The 14900-nt window shown below is 63.9% G+C and carries 17 protein-coding genes; 8 read left to right on the top strand and 9 right to left on the bottom strand.

What is annotated here, in order from left to right; translation table 11 throughout:
• Positions 1 to 73: 73 nt before the first annotated feature.
• From ubiD to BM341_RS07680, 7 genes are all read left to right on the top strand, one after another.
• On the top strand, positions 74 to 1570 hold the full coding sequence (ubiD, locus tag BM341_RS07700; protein ID WP_089794577.1) for a 4-hydroxy-3-polyprenylbenzoate decarboxylase: 1497 nt from the start codon (positions 74 to 76) through the stop codon (positions 1568 to 1570).
• On the top strand, positions 1567 to 2364 hold the full coding sequence (locus BM341_RS07695) for an NAD(P)H-flavin reductase (RefSeq protein ID WP_089794575.1): 798 nt from the start codon (positions 1567 to 1569) through the stop codon (positions 2362 to 2364). The genes ubiD and BM341_RS07695 overlap by 4 nt, the downstream gene beginning before the upstream one ends.
• Entirely contained in the window at positions 2361 to 3074 is a 714-nt protein-coding gene (gene folM / locus BM341_RS07690) for a dihydromonapterin reductase (RefSeq protein WP_089794573.1), read from the top strand. Before BM341_RS07695 ends, folM begins: the two co-directional genes overlap by 4 nt.
• 41 nt (positions 3075 to 3115) lie before the next feature.
• Positions 3116 to 3244 carry a hypothetical protein gene (locus BM341_RS19640; protein WP_281246489.1) on the top strand — a complete coding sequence of 43 codons (129 nt, stop codon included), beginning with the start codon at positions 3116 to 3118 and terminating at the stop codon, positions 3242 to 3244.
• 372 nt (positions 3245 to 3616) lie between these two features.
• Complete coding sequence (locus tag BM341_RS19230; RefSeq protein ID WP_175507823.1) at positions 3617 to 3775, top strand: hypothetical protein; 159 nt, start codon at positions 3617 to 3619, stop codon at positions 3773 to 3775.
• 4 nt (positions 3776 to 3779) lie between these two features.
• The gene (locus BM341_RS07685; RefSeq protein ID WP_089794571.1) at positions 3780 to 4859 is read left to right on the top strand and encodes a 3-deoxy-7-phosphoheptulonate synthase; all 1080 of its coding nucleotides are present in this window, start codon (positions 3780 to 3782) and stop codon (positions 4857 to 4859) included.
• A gap of 135 nt (positions 4860 to 4994) precedes the next feature.
• Positions 4995 to 5507 (top strand): DUF3087 family protein, encoded by a 513-nt coding sequence (locus BM341_RS07680; RefSeq protein WP_089794569.1) that lies wholly within the window; start codon positions 4995 to 4997, stop codon positions 5505 to 5507.
• Between the two features lie 10 nt (positions 5508 to 5517).
• On the opposite strand, the gene ppk1 is transcribed toward BM341_RS07680, so the two are convergent.
• Complete coding sequence (ppk1, locus tag BM341_RS07675; RefSeq protein ID WP_089794567.1) at positions 5518 to 7737, bottom strand: polyphosphate kinase 1; 2220 nt, start codon at positions 7735 to 7737, stop codon at positions 5518 to 5520.
• 56 nt (positions 7738 to 7793) lie between these two features.
• A complete protein-coding gene (gene hemB, locus BM341_RS07670) occupies positions 7794 to 8801 on the bottom strand; it encodes a porphobilinogen synthase (RefSeq protein ID WP_089794565.1) in 1008 nt (335 codons plus the stop codon).
• A gap of 215 nt (positions 8802 to 9016) precedes the next feature.
• Between hemB and elbB the strand changes: the two genes are divergently transcribed.
• The gene (elbB, locus tag BM341_RS07665) at positions 9017 to 9679 is read left to right on the top strand and encodes an isoprenoid biosynthesis glyoxalase ElbB (RefSeq protein ID WP_089794563.1); all 663 of its coding nucleotides are present in this window, start codon (positions 9017 to 9019) and stop codon (positions 9677 to 9679) included.
• Positions 9680 to 9792: 113 nt separating this feature from the next.
• Here the strand turns inward: elbB and tatC are convergent, their stop codons facing one another.
• From tatC to ubiE, 7 genes are read right to left on the bottom strand one after another with little or no spacing between them, the layout of a single operon-like run.
• Complete coding sequence (tatC, locus tag BM341_RS07660) at positions 9793 to 10575, bottom strand: twin-arginine translocase subunit TatC (RefSeq protein ID WP_089794561.1); 783 nt, start codon at positions 10573 to 10575, stop codon at positions 9793 to 9795.
• Complete coding sequence (gene tatB / locus BM341_RS07655) at positions 10572 to 11063, bottom strand: Sec-independent protein translocase protein TatB (RefSeq protein ID WP_089794559.1); 492 nt, start codon at positions 11061 to 11063, stop codon at positions 10572 to 10574. The genes tatC and tatB overlap by 4 nt, the downstream gene beginning before the upstream one ends.
• Positions 11064 to 11069: 6 nt before the next feature.
• A complete protein-coding gene (tatA, locus tag BM341_RS07650; RefSeq protein WP_089794556.1) occupies positions 11070 to 11330 on the bottom strand; it encodes a Sec-independent protein translocase subunit TatA in 261 nt (86 codons plus the stop codon).
• A gap of 53 nt (positions 11331 to 11383) precedes the next feature.
• On the bottom strand, positions 11384 to 11719 hold the full coding sequence (locus BM341_RS07645) for a phosphoribosyl-ATP diphosphatase (RefSeq protein WP_089794554.1): 336 nt from the start codon (positions 11717 to 11719) through the stop codon (positions 11384 to 11386).
• A gap of 48 nt (positions 11720 to 11767) precedes the next feature.
• Positions 11768 to 13390 carry a ubiquinone biosynthesis regulatory protein kinase UbiB gene (gene ubiB / locus BM341_RS07640; protein WP_089794553.1) on the bottom strand — a complete coding sequence of 541 codons (1623 nt, stop codon included), beginning with the start codon at positions 13388 to 13390 and terminating at the stop codon, positions 11768 to 11770.
• On the bottom strand, positions 13387 to 14058 hold the full coding sequence (locus BM341_RS07635) for a ubiquinone biosynthesis accessory factor UbiJ (RefSeq protein WP_089794551.1): 672 nt from the start codon (positions 14056 to 14058) through the stop codon (positions 13387 to 13389). Before BM341_RS07635 ends, ubiB begins: the two co-directional genes overlap by 4 nt.
• Positions 14058 to 14813, bottom strand: coding sequence for a bifunctional demethylmenaquinone methyltransferase/2-methoxy-6-polyprenyl-1,4-benzoquinol methylase UbiE (ubiE, locus tag BM341_RS07630; protein ID WP_089794549.1), 756 nt, complete (start codon positions 14811 to 14813; stop codon positions 14058 to 14060). The genes BM341_RS07635 and ubiE overlap by 1 nt, the downstream gene beginning before the upstream one ends.
• Positions 14814 to 14900: the final 87 nt, after the last annotated feature.

Genomic DNA, 14900 nt, shown 5'->3' with positions numbered 1-14900 from the left:
CAGGCGTCGCGGCATCGTAAAGGGGCGGCATGCTATGCTGCCCCTTTTGTCATTCTGGAACCGGGAACTCCGAATGAAGTACAAGGACCTGCGTGATTTCATCGCGGCGCTGGAGACCCAGGGAGAGCTCGTGCGCATCAGTGCCGAGGTCGACCCCTACCTCGAGATCACCGAAATCTGCGATCGCACGCTGCGCGCCGGCGGGCCGGCCCTGCTTTTCGAGAACGTCAAGGGACACCGTATGCCGCTGCTCGGCAACCTCTTCGGCACGCCGAAGCGGGTCGCCATGGGCATGGGCCAGGAGGACGTGGAGGCCCTGCGCGAGGTCGGCGAACTGCTGGCCTTCCTCAAGGAGCCCGAGCCGCCCAAGGGTTTTCGCGACGCCTGGGACAAGCTGCCGGTCTTCAAGCAGGTCATGAGCATGGGGCCCAAGCGCGTGCGCTCGGCCCCCGTGCAGGCGCTGGTCTATGAAGACGACGATGTCGACCTCGGCCGGCTGCCGATCCAGCACTGCTGGCCCGGCGACGTGGCCCCGCTGATTACCTGGCCGCTGGTGATCACCAAGGGACCCCACAAGACCCGTCAGAATCTGGGCATCTACCGCCAGCAGAAACTGTCGAAAAACCGCCTGATCATGCGCTGGCTGTCTCACCGCGGCGGTGCGCTGGACTTCCAGGAATTCCAGAAGGCCCATCCGGGCGAGCCCTTTCCGGTGGCCGTGGCGTTGGGTGCCGACCCGGCGACCATCCTGGGGGCGGTGACCCCGGTGCCGGACTCGCTCTCCGAGTATGCCTTCGCCGGGCTGCTCAGGGGCTCGCGCACCGAGCTGGTCAAGTGCGGCCATGCGGACCTTGAGGTGCCGGCCTCGGCGGAGATCATTCTCGAGGGCTTCATCTACCCGGACGACACGGCGCCGGAAGGCCCGTATGGCGATCACACCGGCTACTACAACGAGGTCGATCACTTTCCGGTTTTCACCGTGACACGCATGACCATGCGCGAGAATGCCATCTATCATTCCACCTACACCGGGCGGCCGCCCGACGAGCCGGCGATTCTGGGGCTGGCGCTCAACGAGGTGTTCGTGCCGATCCTGCGTCGCCAGTTTCCCGAGATCGTCGACTTCTACCTGCCGCCGGAGGGCTGCTCGTACCGCATGGCCGTGGTCACCATGAAGAAACAGTACCCTGGGCATGCCAAGCGCGTGATGATGGGCGTGTGGAGCTTCCTGCGTCAGTTCATGTATACCAAGTTTGTGGTGGTGCTCGATGATGACGTCAGTGCCCGCGACTGGAAGGACGTGATCTGGGCCATCACCACTCGCATGGACCCGGCCCGCGATACCGTGCTGGTCGAGAATACCCCGATCGACTATCTGGACTTCGCCTCCCCGGTGACCGGCCTGGGCTCCAAGATGGGGCTCGATGCCACCAGCAAGTGGCCGGGGGAGACCGATCGCGAGTGGGGCACGCCGATCGTCATGGACGCGTCCGTCAAGGCGCGCGTCAGCGAACGCTGGAATGAGCTTGGCATCACGCTATCTTCCGACAACGACACGAGGCATTCATGACGGCAAGGACCCTGACCTGCCGGGTCGCGGAGGTCGAGGACCTCACCCCGGACGTCTTTCGCGTCATCCTGGAGGGGCGACCCCAGGCGGTGGCTCATGCACCGGGTCAGTATCTGGAGATGCGGCTCGACGACACCACCTGGGTACCCTTCTCCATCGCCAACGCCCATGCCGGCGACGGCATCATCGAGCTGCATATCCAGCACTGGCCGGAGCGGGACAACTCGGCGCGGTTGCGCGAGATATTGCAGGTCGCCGAGCGGCTGACCCTGCGTTTGCCAGGGGGTGACTGCCAGCTCGACCCGGACAGTCGTCGGCCGCTGTTGCTGGTTGCCGCCGGCACCGGCTTTTCTCAGATGAAGGCGATCGTCGAGGCGGCGCTGCATGCCGACCCGCAGCGCGAGATCGATCTATGGTGGGCGGCGCGCGAACGCCGCGACTTCTATCTCGAGCGCCTGCCCCTCGAGTGGGCCGCGACGCATGCCAATGTCCACTTTCACGCCGTGACCGAAGTCGCACCGGAAGCGCCTGTCGTGGGTGAGCGTGTCACGAGCCACCGAGGGCGGATCGACCAGGCGCTGGCCACTACCCTCGATGACGTCTCGGGCCACGATGTCTATGTCTCCGGCTCGCCGGGCATGGTCTATGCCTGCGTCGACGTGCTGGCCTCGCTGGGCCTCAAGGCCAGTCGGGTCTTTTCCGATGTCTTCGCCTATGCGCCCCGGGATCCCATCGTGCCCACCGCCGGTAGCCTGGTGGGCAAGGGTGCGAAGGTGGAGGAGGGCCGCCGATGAGCGCCTCGCCGGTCCTGATCACCGGTGGCGGCCAGCGACTGGGTCGTCACTGCGCCGAACGCCTGCGCGACGATGGCCACCCGGTCATCGTCACCTATCGCCGCGAGCGTCCGGCCCTCGAGGCGCTGCGCGAGCGTGGCGTCGTCACGCTGCAGGCCGATTTCGAAAGCGAGGCGGGCATTCTCGATTTCATTGCCCGACTCAAGGCCGAGACATCGTCGCTGCGCGCCATCGTCCACAACGCCAGCGACTGGGCGCCGGACAGCAGCGGAAGCGAGGCGGGTGCCAATTTCGAGCGGTTGTTCCGGGTGCACATGCTGGCGCCGTACTTGATCAACCTGCAAGCCCGCGAACTGCTCGAGGCCTGCAGCGAGCCGCACCGCGATATTGTTCACATGACCGATTATGTGGTGCAGAAGGGCTCGAAGAAGCACGCCGCCTATGCCGCCAGCAAGGCCGGCCTCGACAATCTGACCCTGTCGTTTGCCGCCATGTATGCGCCGACGATTCAGGTCAATGCCATCGCTCCTGCAATGATCATGCACAATGAAGGCGATAACGAGGTCTATGCCGCGAAGGTGAAAGCCAAGTCGGTCATGGACATGGTGCCGGGCCCAGGGGTGATCTACCAGAGCCTGCGTTATCTGCTCGACAACCGGTACGTGACCGGGGTGACGCTGCCGGTCGATGGCGGGCGGCATCTTCGCTAGAATAGCGACATCGTGAACATTCCCCCCGAGAGGACATCGAGATGGCAGGACACGACGAGAACGTACCGGATGGGAGCGGTCTGCTCTCCGTGGTGCTGGGCCTGGTGGTGCTGGTGGGCATGAGCGCTCTGCCCGTGACCATCGGCATCGTGCAGATTTTTACCGGCTGAGCATAAAGGCGGCCCTTGCGTTTCAACGGCCGCAACGGCACGATATTGTTAATGACACAAAAGCATTAGGTAACAGGAACGGATAATGACCCCGACGCGTTACACGCCATACCACGAGTCAGCTGCCCATGGGGCGGCGTCGTTCTGTGGTGCCGGCGTCGCGGGTCGTCGCTATGGGTTTGTATATGGCTTTGGCTATTGGTTTAGCACCGGCGTGCCGGAGGCCATGTCCTGACCCACTCCCCCTAGAGACCAGCGACATCGCCACGAGGCACGCCCAGCCGGGTTGCCTCTCCACAGAACCCCCGGACGGCAGCCCCGCCCGGGGTTCTGCGTTTCACACCACCTGATATGACAGCCAGGAGAGAGACCATGACCGCATCCATCGCCATCCGCCTGACTCGGGGCTTCGCGGGCTATGACGGCTATTGGCGATTTAGCGAGCTGCGGTCGGTTCAACGTGCCACCTTCGACCGTGACGCCAGCGGTGGCGACCAGACGCTACGATGCCTGCCTTCTTCACGGAGTTGATTCGATGACTGCCTCGCTTGCCACCGCCCCGTTAACTGCCCCGTTAACCGCCCCTTTATCTGAGCCTGCCGTGGCGCCTACGCGCAGGCTGCCGACGCCGGGCGAGCTTTCTCGCGCTCGGCCCGTGTCACCCGAGCTCGCGGCGTGTATCGCCCGCCAGCGTCAGGCGATCCGCGGTATTCTCGATGGACGCGACGACCGTCTGCTGGTGGTCGTTGGCCCTTGCTCCGTCGACGACCCCGCGGCTGCCCTGGAGTATGCCCGTCGCCTGGCTGAGCTGGCGACGCAGGTCGAGGATCGGTTGTTGATCGTAATGCGGGTCTATGTCGAGAAGCCTCGCACTACTGTGGGCTGGAAGGGGCTCGCCTATGACCCCGACCTGGACGGCCGTGGCGACATGGCCCGCGGTATCCGCCTCGCCCGCCAACTGATGCACGACATCGCAGAGCTCGGCCTGCCCGTGGCCACCGAGTTGCTGCAGCCGATGCTGGCACCCTACCTCGATGACCTGCTCGCCTGGGTAGCGATCGGTGCCCGTACCACCGAATCACAGTTGCATCGTGAGCTTGCGAGCGGTCTCGAGGCCGTGGTGGGGTTCAAGAACGCCACCAACGGCGACATCGGCGTGGCGCTGGATGCGATCAGTGCCGCGGGCCATCCTCATGGTCACTTCGGCCTCGACGCCGAGGGGCGGCCGACGGTTCACGACACGGCGGGCAACCGGCATACGCACCTGGTGTTGCGGGGCGGCCACGGCGAGCCCAATTACCAGGCGGATCACGTGAGCCGCGCGCGGCACGCCCTGGAGTCGGCGGGGCTGCCCCCACGGCTGATGGTCGATTGCAGCCATGCCAATGCGCGCAAGGACCACCGCCGTCAGGGCGAGGTGCTGCGCGACGTGCTGGCCCAGCGTCTGGCGGGGCAGACGGCCCTGTGCGGCCTGATGATCGAGAGCCATCTCCATGAAGGCAAGCAGCCGCTCGTTCTCGGCCAGCGGCGTTACGGAGTGTCGGTCACCGATGCCTGCCTCGGGTGGGAGGCCACCGCCGACCTGTTGCTGACCGCGGCACAGCGCCTGCGCTAGCGGCTGCCTGTACCCCGGTGTCGAATATGGGGATAATCCCGGCATTGCCCGCCACGTGCTTGAGCGCTCATGGCTTGGCTCAGAACCTGCTTCAGGGTCTGCACAGGGGCGCTCACGAGAGGAGAGACCGTACCGATGCCGTTTCATTTCGAGGAGCACGACCCCGAGCACTATCGCCGCAAGGCAAAAATCATCAGTGTGGCCATGGCCGCCCAGCTGATCGTGTTCGGGCTGGTGTTCTCGCAGCTGCTGACGGCTATCTTCGAGGGCGGGTTCTGGTGGAACGTGCTGGGCGTGCTGCTGGGCCTGGTGGCTACCAGTCTGGTGTTCGCGGTATTGCGCGAGCGTCCCTGGATGCGCGAGATGCGCTATGTCTGGCAGCTCAAGCATCACTTGTCACGGGTCAGCGCCTATTTGCCGGCGCTGCGCCGCGGCATGGGCGAGGGCAACGAGACCGCCCTGGCGCTGCTGGCTTTCTACCACCAAGGCATGGCGCAGCTCGCCGAGCTTAACGGGCGAACGATGGACGACGATGCCGAGCTGCTCGCCGAGCGCGAGGTGGTTCGTAAGGCCCGCCGGGAGCGTGGCCTGCCCGAACGGGTGGAGGGGCTCGACCCCCAGGACCTCGCCGCCTTCCGCAAGGGATGACGGCGCGGCGTCAGGCGCGGGCGGCGTAAGCGTAGAGCAGGGTTTCCTGAGCACTGATCGCGTCGGCGTCGCCGGGCTGCTGCTTGACGTAGTGGCCGTCGGGCTGCAGCCGCCAGCTCTGGCAGTTGTCGACCAGATAGGTCTCGAGATCCTTGCGCACGCGGGCGGCGATCTTTTTCTCCAGCAAGGGAAAGCAGGTTTCCACGCGATGGAACATGTTGCGGGCCATGAAGTCGGCGCTCGAACACCAGGTCTCGGGCTTGCCGTCATTGCGGAAGTGGAACACCCGGGTATGTTCCAGGAAGCGCCCAATCACCGAGCGTACGCGGATATTCTCCGAGATACCCGGCAGTCCCGGACGCAGGCAGCACATGCCGCGGATGATCAGGTCGCATTCGACCCCGGCTCGCGAGGCGTGGTAGAGCGCCTGGATCAGCCGCGGCTCGGTCAGTGCATTGCACTTGATGATCAGGTGGGCACGCTTGCCCTGGCGCGCATGTTCGGCTTCTCGTTCGATCATGCCCATCAGCCGCTCGTGGAGGGTAAAGGGCGCGTGCAGCAGCGTCTCGATCTGCCGGGCCCGGCCCATTCCCGAGAGCTGCTGAAAGACGCGATGGACGTCTTCGCATAGTCCTGGCCGCGCGGTGAGCAGGCTGTAGTCGGTGTAGAGTTTCGCCGTCTTGGAGTGGTAATTGCCGGTACCCAGATGGGCATAATGGCGCAGCTTGCCCCGCTCGCGCCGCACGATATGCATCATCTTGGCGTGGGTCTTGTAGGCCATCACGCCGTAGATGACGATGGCACCGGCCTCCTGCAGACGCGAGGCAAGCGCGAGGTTATCGGCCTCGTCGAAGCGCGCGCGCAGCTCGATTACCACCGTGACTTCCTTGCCGTTACCCGCCGCATCCGCCAGGGCGTTGACGATCGGCGAGTCGGCGCCGGTGCGGTAGAGGGTCTGCTTGATGGCCAGCACGTTCGGATCGCGGGCCGCCTCGCGCATCAGCTCTTCCACCGGGGCGAACGTCTGGAAGGGATGGTGCAGCAGGATGTCGCCGGTGGCGATGGCGGCAAACAGGCTGTCGTGGCGAACCAATACCTTGGGTACTCCCGGGGTGAAGGAGCGGTAGAGCAGTTCGGGCCGGTCGACATCGCCGAGCACCGACATCATGCGGGTGAGGTTGACCGGCCCGTCGACGCGGTAGAGATCGGCCTCGTCGAGGGCGAACTGCCCGAGCAGGAAGTCTGCCAACTCGTCGGGACAGTTGCTTGCCACCTCGAGGCGAACGCCACTGCCATAGCGACGCGCCAGCAGTTCGCCACGCAGGGCGGAGGCGAGGTCGGAGACTTCCTCCGGGTCCACCGAGAAATCAGCGTTGCGCGTCAGTCGGAACTGGTAGCAGCCGCGTACCTCCATGCCCGGAAACACCTCACCGGCATGGGCATGGATCATCGACGAGAGAAAGACATACTCTGTGAAGCCGGACTCGCAAAGCGCATCGGGTAGCGCGATCACTCGCGGCAGTGAACGCGGTGCCGGCAGGATTGCCAGCCCCCCTTCGCGCCCGAAGGCGTCCTTGCCTTCCAGCTGAACGATAAAGTTCAGGCTCTTGTTGACCAGCCGGGGGAAGGGGTGGGACGGGTCGAGTCCAATCGGACTGATCACCGGCATGATCTCTGCCGCGAAATACTCGCTTGCCCAGGCATGCTGCGCCGCGGTCCACTGGGTACGGCGACGGAAGCGCAGGCCCTGGCTTTCCAGAGCGGGAATCAGCACTTCGTTGAGAATCCGGTACTGACGCGCGACCTGTCGGTGAGCCGCCTGGCCGATTTCGGTGAGCACCGAGCGAGGCGAGCGGCCGTCGGCGCCGGTTGATTCGTCGCCCAGGGCGACCTGATTCTTGAGACCGGCCACGCGGATCTCGAAGAATTCATCCATGTTGGAGGAAAAGATCAGCAGGAACATCAGCCGGTTGAGCAGCGGGTGCGCCTCGTCGAGGGCCTGCTCGAGAACCCGGATATTGAACTGCAGCTGGGAGAGCTCGCGATTGAAATACAGCCCCGGGTCAGCAAGGTCGGCCTCGGGGTCAGGAATCGCCTTGGGCTTGATGCCGGCACGAGTCTGATTCAGCCGCGGCGCCGGCTGTTCACTGGCCGTTTCGCCGGCCAGCGACTCGACCGGCAAGGGGTTATCGGGGGTGGCCCGCTGCTCGGGGCTGCGCGAGTCTTCCATGCTGATTCCTTGTCGCGGTGGAAGGGGCCTTGCGCTTGTGCCGTCGCGCCCCTCGTTCAGTGAGAAAGCAGGCGTGCCGCCCGTTTGGCGAAGTAGGTCAGCACCCCGTCGGCGCCGGCGCGCTTGAAGCACATCAGCGACTCGAGGATCACGCTGTCGGCCTCCAGCCAGCCGTTCTCGAAAGCGGCCATGTGCATGGCATACTCGCCGCTGACCTGATAGGCAAATGTCGGCACCTTGAGTTCATCCTTCACCCGGCGCACTACGTCCAGGTAGGGCATGCCCGGCTTGATCATCACCATGTCGGCGCCCTCGGCGAGGTCGAGCGCGACTTCATGAAGCGCCTCGTCGCCATTGGCGGGGTCCATCTGATAGGTGGTCTTGTCGGCCCGGCCGAGATTGGCGGAGGAGCCCACGGCGTCGCGAAAGGGGCCGTAGTAGCGCGAGGCGTACTTGGCGCTGTAGGCCATGATGCGGGTATTGACCAGCTGTTCCTGCTCAAGCACCTGGCGAATTGCCCCGATGCGTCCGTCCATCATGTCCGACGGGGCGACCACATCGGCGCCGGCCTCGGCATGGGACAGCGCCTGCTTGAGCAACGTCTCGACGGTACGGTCGTTTTGGACATAGCCGTTTTCATCGAGCAGGCCGTCCTGGCCGTGGCTGGTGTAGGGGTCGAGCGCCACATCGGTGATGATACCAAGGCCTGGGATGGCCGCCTTGAGCGCACGAACGCTGCGTTGCACCAGCCCGCTGGCGTTGTAGGCCTCCTCGGCATGCTCGCTCTTGTGATCCGGGCCCACCACCGGGAACAGCGCCAGGGCAGGAATGCCCAGTTCGAAGGCCTCGCGGGCCTCCTCGATCAACAGGTCCAGCGAGAGTCGCTCGACGCCCGGCATGGAGGGCACGGCCTCCCGTTGACCTTGGCCTTCCAGCACGAACACCGGCCAGATCAGGTCGGCCGGGGTCAGGGTGTTCTCGCACATCAGCCGGCGCGAGAAGTTGTCACGGCGCATGCGCCGCAGGCGCGCGGAGGGAAACTGGCGAGTGGTGGTAAAGCTCAAGAGGCGTCTCCACAATGAGGGTCAATCCCGCCTGCCATGCAGTCTGACAAACGAAGATGACGTTTCGATGAACGTGGCGTTGTTGTCATCGAGTATATCAGGGTGGTCCGGCGTCGGAAGCTGTGTCTTGTCGTGCCAGAGAGGACTGACTAGAGTGATGGGTTCGATTCATCGGTCCTGCCAAGGGGCGGGGGCAGGTTTTCAAGGAGAAGGGCATGAGCAAGCAGGTAGCAGTCATCCTCTCGGGCTGCGGCGTGTTCGATGGCTCGGAGATCTACGAGACCACGTTGACGCTGCTGCGGCTGGACCAGTTGGGCATCGGCTATCGCTGTTTCGCTCCCGATATCGCCCAGCATCACGTCATCGATCATCGCAGTGGTGAAGTGGCCCCGGATGAAACCCGCAACGTACTGGTCGAGTCCGCTCGCCTGGCACGCGGCGAGATATCGCCATTGAGCGATCTCGAGGCCGACGAGTTCGATGCGGTGATTCTGCCCGGAGGGTTCGGGGCCGCCAAGAACCTGTCGACCTTCGCCGAGGCCGGCAGTGACATGGTGGTGCTTGGCGAGCTGATAGAGGCGCTCGAAGGATTCCGGGAATCACGCAAGCCGATCGGGCTGATGTGCATTAGCCCGGTCATGGTGCCGCGCCTGCTTGGGCAAGGCATAGCCGTAACCGTTGGGCATGACCCCGGCGTCTCCGGTGTGATCAGCGCGATGGGGGGATTGCATCGTGGCTGTGGCGTCGAGGATATCGTGGTCGATTTCGAGAACCGAGTCGTGACCACGCCGGCCTACATGCTGGCAACACGAATCAGCGAGGCAGCGACGGGCATCTTCAAGCTGGTCGATCGACTCGACGAGATGATGGACCTTTAGTCCTTTCCCATCTGCGGGACGCCTCTCGGTAGCGGTTGACTGCTGTCATCAGCAAAGACCCCCTGGTATCGCCAGGGGGTCTTCTTCGATTCCATCCTTAAGGCAACCGTGCTTTATGGCTCGTCATGTTCGGCTTCTTCGACATCCATACCCTTGCGCCGACGAACCAGGCGGCCGAACAGCAGGCCGACTTCGTAGAGCAGGTACATCGGGATCGCCAGCAGGCTTTGAGAGACCACGTCCGGTGGCGTCAGCAGCATGCCGATAACGAAGCAGCCCAGCACCACATAAGGCCGTTTCTTTGCCAGGCTCTCAACGGTCGTGGCTCCCGACAAGATGAGCAGGAACGTGGCGATGGGAATCTCAAAGGCCACGCCGAAGGCGAAGAACAGCTTGAGTACGAAGTTGAGGTATTGGTTGATATCGGTCATCACCGCCACGTCCTCCGGCCCCGTCTGGGTGAAGAACTTGAACAGCAGCGGGAAGACCACGTAGTAGGCGAAGGCGGCGCCTGCATAGAAGAGCCCCACGCTCGAAGCCAGGATCGGAATCGCCAGCGCCTTCTCGTTATCGTAGAGACCCGGGGCCACGAAGGCCCAGGCCTGGTGCAGCACATAGGGCACCGCGACGAATACCGCGACCACCAGTGTCAGCTTGAAGGGGGCGAGGAAGGGAGAGGCCACTTCGGTGGCGATCATCTGCGAGCCTTCCGGCAGCAGTGCCATCAACGGCTCGGCGACGAAGCTGTAGATGTCATTGGCGAAGGCATAGAGCCCGAGAAAGATCACCAGAATGGCCACCACGGCACGCATCAGGCGCGAGCGAAGCTCGATCAGATGCTCAATCAAGGGTGCCTGGAGCTGATTTTTATCCTGCGGGTCGTCGGTCTTGCTCATCGGGAGGAGGCATCCTTGTCGGCACGGTCATCATCGGTGGTATCCGTCCGGGCGCGGCTCAAGGCGTCATCGAGGCGCTTCTCAGGGGCGGGCGTCGGCTTGGCCTCATAGGACTCCTTCTTGTCCGCCTCCTCTGTATCTTTATTACCTTTACCACTCACGTCTTGTCCGCGGCTACCGGCATCGGCGCTGGAGTTCGCCTTGGAATTATGGCGAGACGAGGCGGGCTCATCGCCGATGCTCTCCACGCCGCGTTTCACCTGGTTGACGCTGTCGTCGAGCTTTTTCTGCTGCTCGTTGAGTTTCTGGCGCAGCTCTTCCGCCTCGAGCTGAGCGCTGATTTCGCGCTGCATGCCCGAGACGGTGCGCTTGATCTTGCCGATCCACAGTCCCATGGTGCGCGCCGCCTTGGGCAGTCGCTCGGGGCCCAGCACCAGCAGGCCGACCACGCCGATGATCAGCAGTTCGAGAAAGCCCATATCGAACATGGCGGTTTATTTACGCTCTTCCTGGTCTTCGGCCTTGTGCGTGGCCTTGACGTCGTAGGTTTCACCCTCGTCTTCATGGCTCACGCGAGCCTGAGGGTCGTCCTGCTTCTCGTCATCGCCCTTGCCATCTTCGTTCATGGCTTTCTTGAAACCCTTGACGGCGCCACCCAGATCGCCACCGACATTGCGCAGCTTCTTGGTGCCGAAGATCAGGATGATGATGCCGAGTACGATCAGCAGTTGCCAGATACTGATACCACCTAACATATGCGCTTCCTCTCATTTGGGGCCCTGCTCGGCCCCGGGTGCTTGTCGTACGATTACGGCCGCCTGGCGGCCTTCTCGTCATGGCCGGAGACACCGAGTCGCCGGCTCAGTTCGTCGAGTACTGCGCGATGATCGAGGTCGAGATGCGACAGCATTACCAGGCTATGAAACCACAGGTCGGCTGTTTCAGCGATCAACGCTTGGCGTGACGCGTCATCGCCATGTTCGGCGTCCTTGGCGGCCAGCAGGGTTTCGGTCGCTTCCTCACCCACTTTCTCGAGTATCTTGTTCAACCCCTTGTGGTGCAAGGAGGCTACATAGGAGTCCTGGGCATCGGCCTGACGGCGCTGGTCAAGGACATCTTGTAGTTGATCCAGTATATCACTCATGGCGCGTCGCTCTCGTGCAGAGATTTTGCAGTCAATGGTGCCGAAAACTCAGTGCCACGCCAGCAGCAGTACGCCGATGGCTGCCGCGGCCAGCACCGGCAGCGGCTGTTGGCCAGCCCATTCTGTCAGCGGACGCCAGGCCAGCGCCAGGGCGACCAGCATCAGACCCAGGCGAAGGCGTTTCTGGCCTCGGCCCTGGCGGACCAGCAGCTGGCGAATGCCGCTCATGGCTTCGGCCTGACGGTATCGCTGGCGATGGTCCTGGTCGGCGCGTGAGAGGGCGCGGTAGGCGAGCACGGGTAGCTCCGGAAGCTGGTGCGAGAGTTCGGGCGCCTGGCGCTTGAGCGAATCCCAGAAGCCGCGAGGGCCGGCCCGATCCTTCATCCACTGTTCAAGATGCGGCTTGGCGGTATTCCACAGGTCGAGGTCCGGATAAAGCTGGCGGCCCAGCCCCTCGATATTGAGCAGGGTCTTCTGCAGCAGCACCAGTTGGGGTTGGACTTCCATGTTGAAGCGCCGGGCGGTCTGGAACAGCCCGAGTAGCACCTGGCCGAAGGAAATATCCTTGAGTGGCTTTTCGAGGATCGGCTCGCACACGGTGCGGATCGCCGCGGCGAACTCGTTGGCCCGCGTGTTCTCACCGACCCAGCCCGACTCGATGTGCAGTGACGCGACCTCGTAATAATCCTGGTGAAAGAAGGCCAGCAGGTTGCGAGCCAGATAATCCTGGTCTTCTCGCGTCAGGCTGCCGACGATGCCGCAGTCGATGGCGATGTACTGTGGGTCGTGCGGGTGCGCGTAGGACACGAAGATATTGCCGGGGTGCATGTCGGCATGGAAGAAATTGTCGCGAAATACCTGGGTGAAGAAGATCTCCACACCACGTTCGGCGAGCTTCTTAAGGTCGGTGCCCTGGGCGAGCAGGGCAGCGGTATCGGCCACCGGAACGCCGTGGATGCGCTCCTGCACCATCACGCGGTGGCGGGTCAGTTCCCAGTGAATGGCCGGCACGTAGAGCAGCGGCGAGGCCTTGAAGTTGCGCTTGAGCTGGGAGGTGTTGGCGGCTTCCTTGGTCAGGTCGAGCTCGTCGAAGAGTGTCGCTTCATAGTCGCGAACCACTTCCACCGGACGCAGCCGGCGCGCCTCAGGAATCCGCGCCAGCACGTGGGCGAAGCGGAACATCAGCGCCATGTCCTGGCGCATCACCCGCTCGATGCCGGGACGAATGATCTTGACCACCACCTCCTCGCCGCTGTGCAGCCTTGCGGTGTGCACCTGGGCAATCGAGGCCGAGGCCAGGGGTTCGGCCTCGAAACGGGCGAAGGCCTGGTCGGTGGACATGCCGAGCTCATCCTCGACACGCGCCCGGGCCAGCGGGGCGGGAAAGGGCGGCACCTGGTCCTGCAGGCGCCTGAGCTCATCGGCGATATCCTCGGGGAGCAAGTCGCGGCGGGTGGAAAGTACCTGGCCGAACTTGACGAATATCGGCCCAAGGGATTCCAGCGCCAGGCGCAGGCGCTCGCCTCGCGGGCGCGGGCCGATGGGCACCAGGCGTAGCGGCGAGAGCTTGAAGAGCAGTCGCAGTGCCCAGGGAAAGCGCTCCAGCGGCAACAGGGTGTCGAGCCGGTAGCGGGTGATCACCCAGACGATGCGCAGTAGCCGGAGGATCATGAGCTCGTCCCCTCAGCGGCCAGGCGCCGTCGCAGCCTCGCCAGGCGGGCCTCCAGGCGGTCGGTGGCGACCTTGAGCTCGGTGAGATGGTCGCGTACGGCGTCAAGCTGATGACGGCCCGGCAGCAGGCGAGCCTCCTCGAAGACGTACTCGGCGATATCGGCGTGCAGTTCCTGGCGGGCTCGCACCCCCCAGCGGCCCATGCGACGCAACCCCTCGGCCAGGCCGTGGGCGGGAATATCGCCCAGCCAGCGGGCCAGTTCGCCCTCCCAGTCCAGGTCAAGATCGATCAGCAGTTCCCTGACGGCTTCCAACGGCTCGATACGGCCGCGCACCGAAAGCTTGCCCTGGAACATCAACCGCTCGAGCGAAGCGCCGCCGAGCAGGGCGCCCGCGGTCTCGGCGTCGAGTTCGACGACAGCATCATAGGTCTGTTTCGGGGCATCATCGCCCGGCGGATTCGCGGTATCGTCGGTTGTCGCTGAGGTGGGGTCAGGACGCAGCAGGTCGAGACCTGTGGCGTGAAAATGTACGGCCAGCGCCAGCGTGGGACGTTGCACGCGGATCAGGATGCGTTGACCGGCCAGGCGCGCCAAGCGGCCAGGTGCGGCAGGATCGCGGGCCAACAGGGCATTCAGTGTCCGCTCGAGGCCAGCCAGTAATCGCATTACAGCTTGATGCCGCGATGCAGGGCGACGATGCCCCCGGTGAGATTGGTATACTCGACCCGCTCGAGACCGGCGGCTTCCATCATCGCCTTTAGCGTTGGCTGATCCGGATGCATGCGGATCGATTCTGCCAGGTAGCGATAGCTGTCAGCGTCGTTGGCTACCAGCTCGCCGATCTTTGGCAATAGACGGAAGGAGTATTCGTCATAGGCACGGTTGAGCAGCGCGCTGGTCGGCTTGGAGAACTCCAGTACCAGCAGCCGCCCCCCCGGCTTGAGCACCCGCGCCATCGAGGCGAGCGCCGCGTCCTTGTCGGTCACGTTGCGCAGGCCAAAGGCGATGGTGATGCAGTCGAAGGTGTTGTCGGGGAAGGGCAGGCATTCGGCGTTGGCCTGGACGTACTCGACATTGCCGCCGACGCCGCGGTCGAGCAGTTTGTCGCGACCGACGCGCAACATGGACTCGTTGATGTCGGCCAGTACCACGCGTCCTCGCGGCCCTACCATTTGTGAGAACTTCAAGGTCAGATCGCCGGTGCCGCCGGCGATATCGAGCACGCTGTGCCCGGGGCGGACGCCGGAGCGCTCGATGGTCAAGCGCTTCCATAGGCGGTGGATGCCCATCGACATCAGATCATTCATGACATCGTAGCGGGCCGCCACCGAATGGAAGACGTTGGCCACGCGCGAGGCCTTTTCCTCGACCGGCACTTCCTGATAGCCGAAGTGGGTGGTGCGCTTGTCGCTGGGGCGCATTCGCTGGAGCTCCCGAATCGCTGCGGTGTAGGAGGCCGCTCGGCCTCGACAATGAGCGATATTGTAGCCTTCCCCGGCAGTGATTGT

Source organism: Halomonas korlensis (assembly GCF_900116705.1).
Lineage (GTDB): Bacteria > Pseudomonadota > Gammaproteobacteria > Pseudomonadales > Halomonadaceae > Halomonas > Halomonas korlensis.
This window is presented reverse-complemented; position numbering and strand designations above follow the sequence as displayed.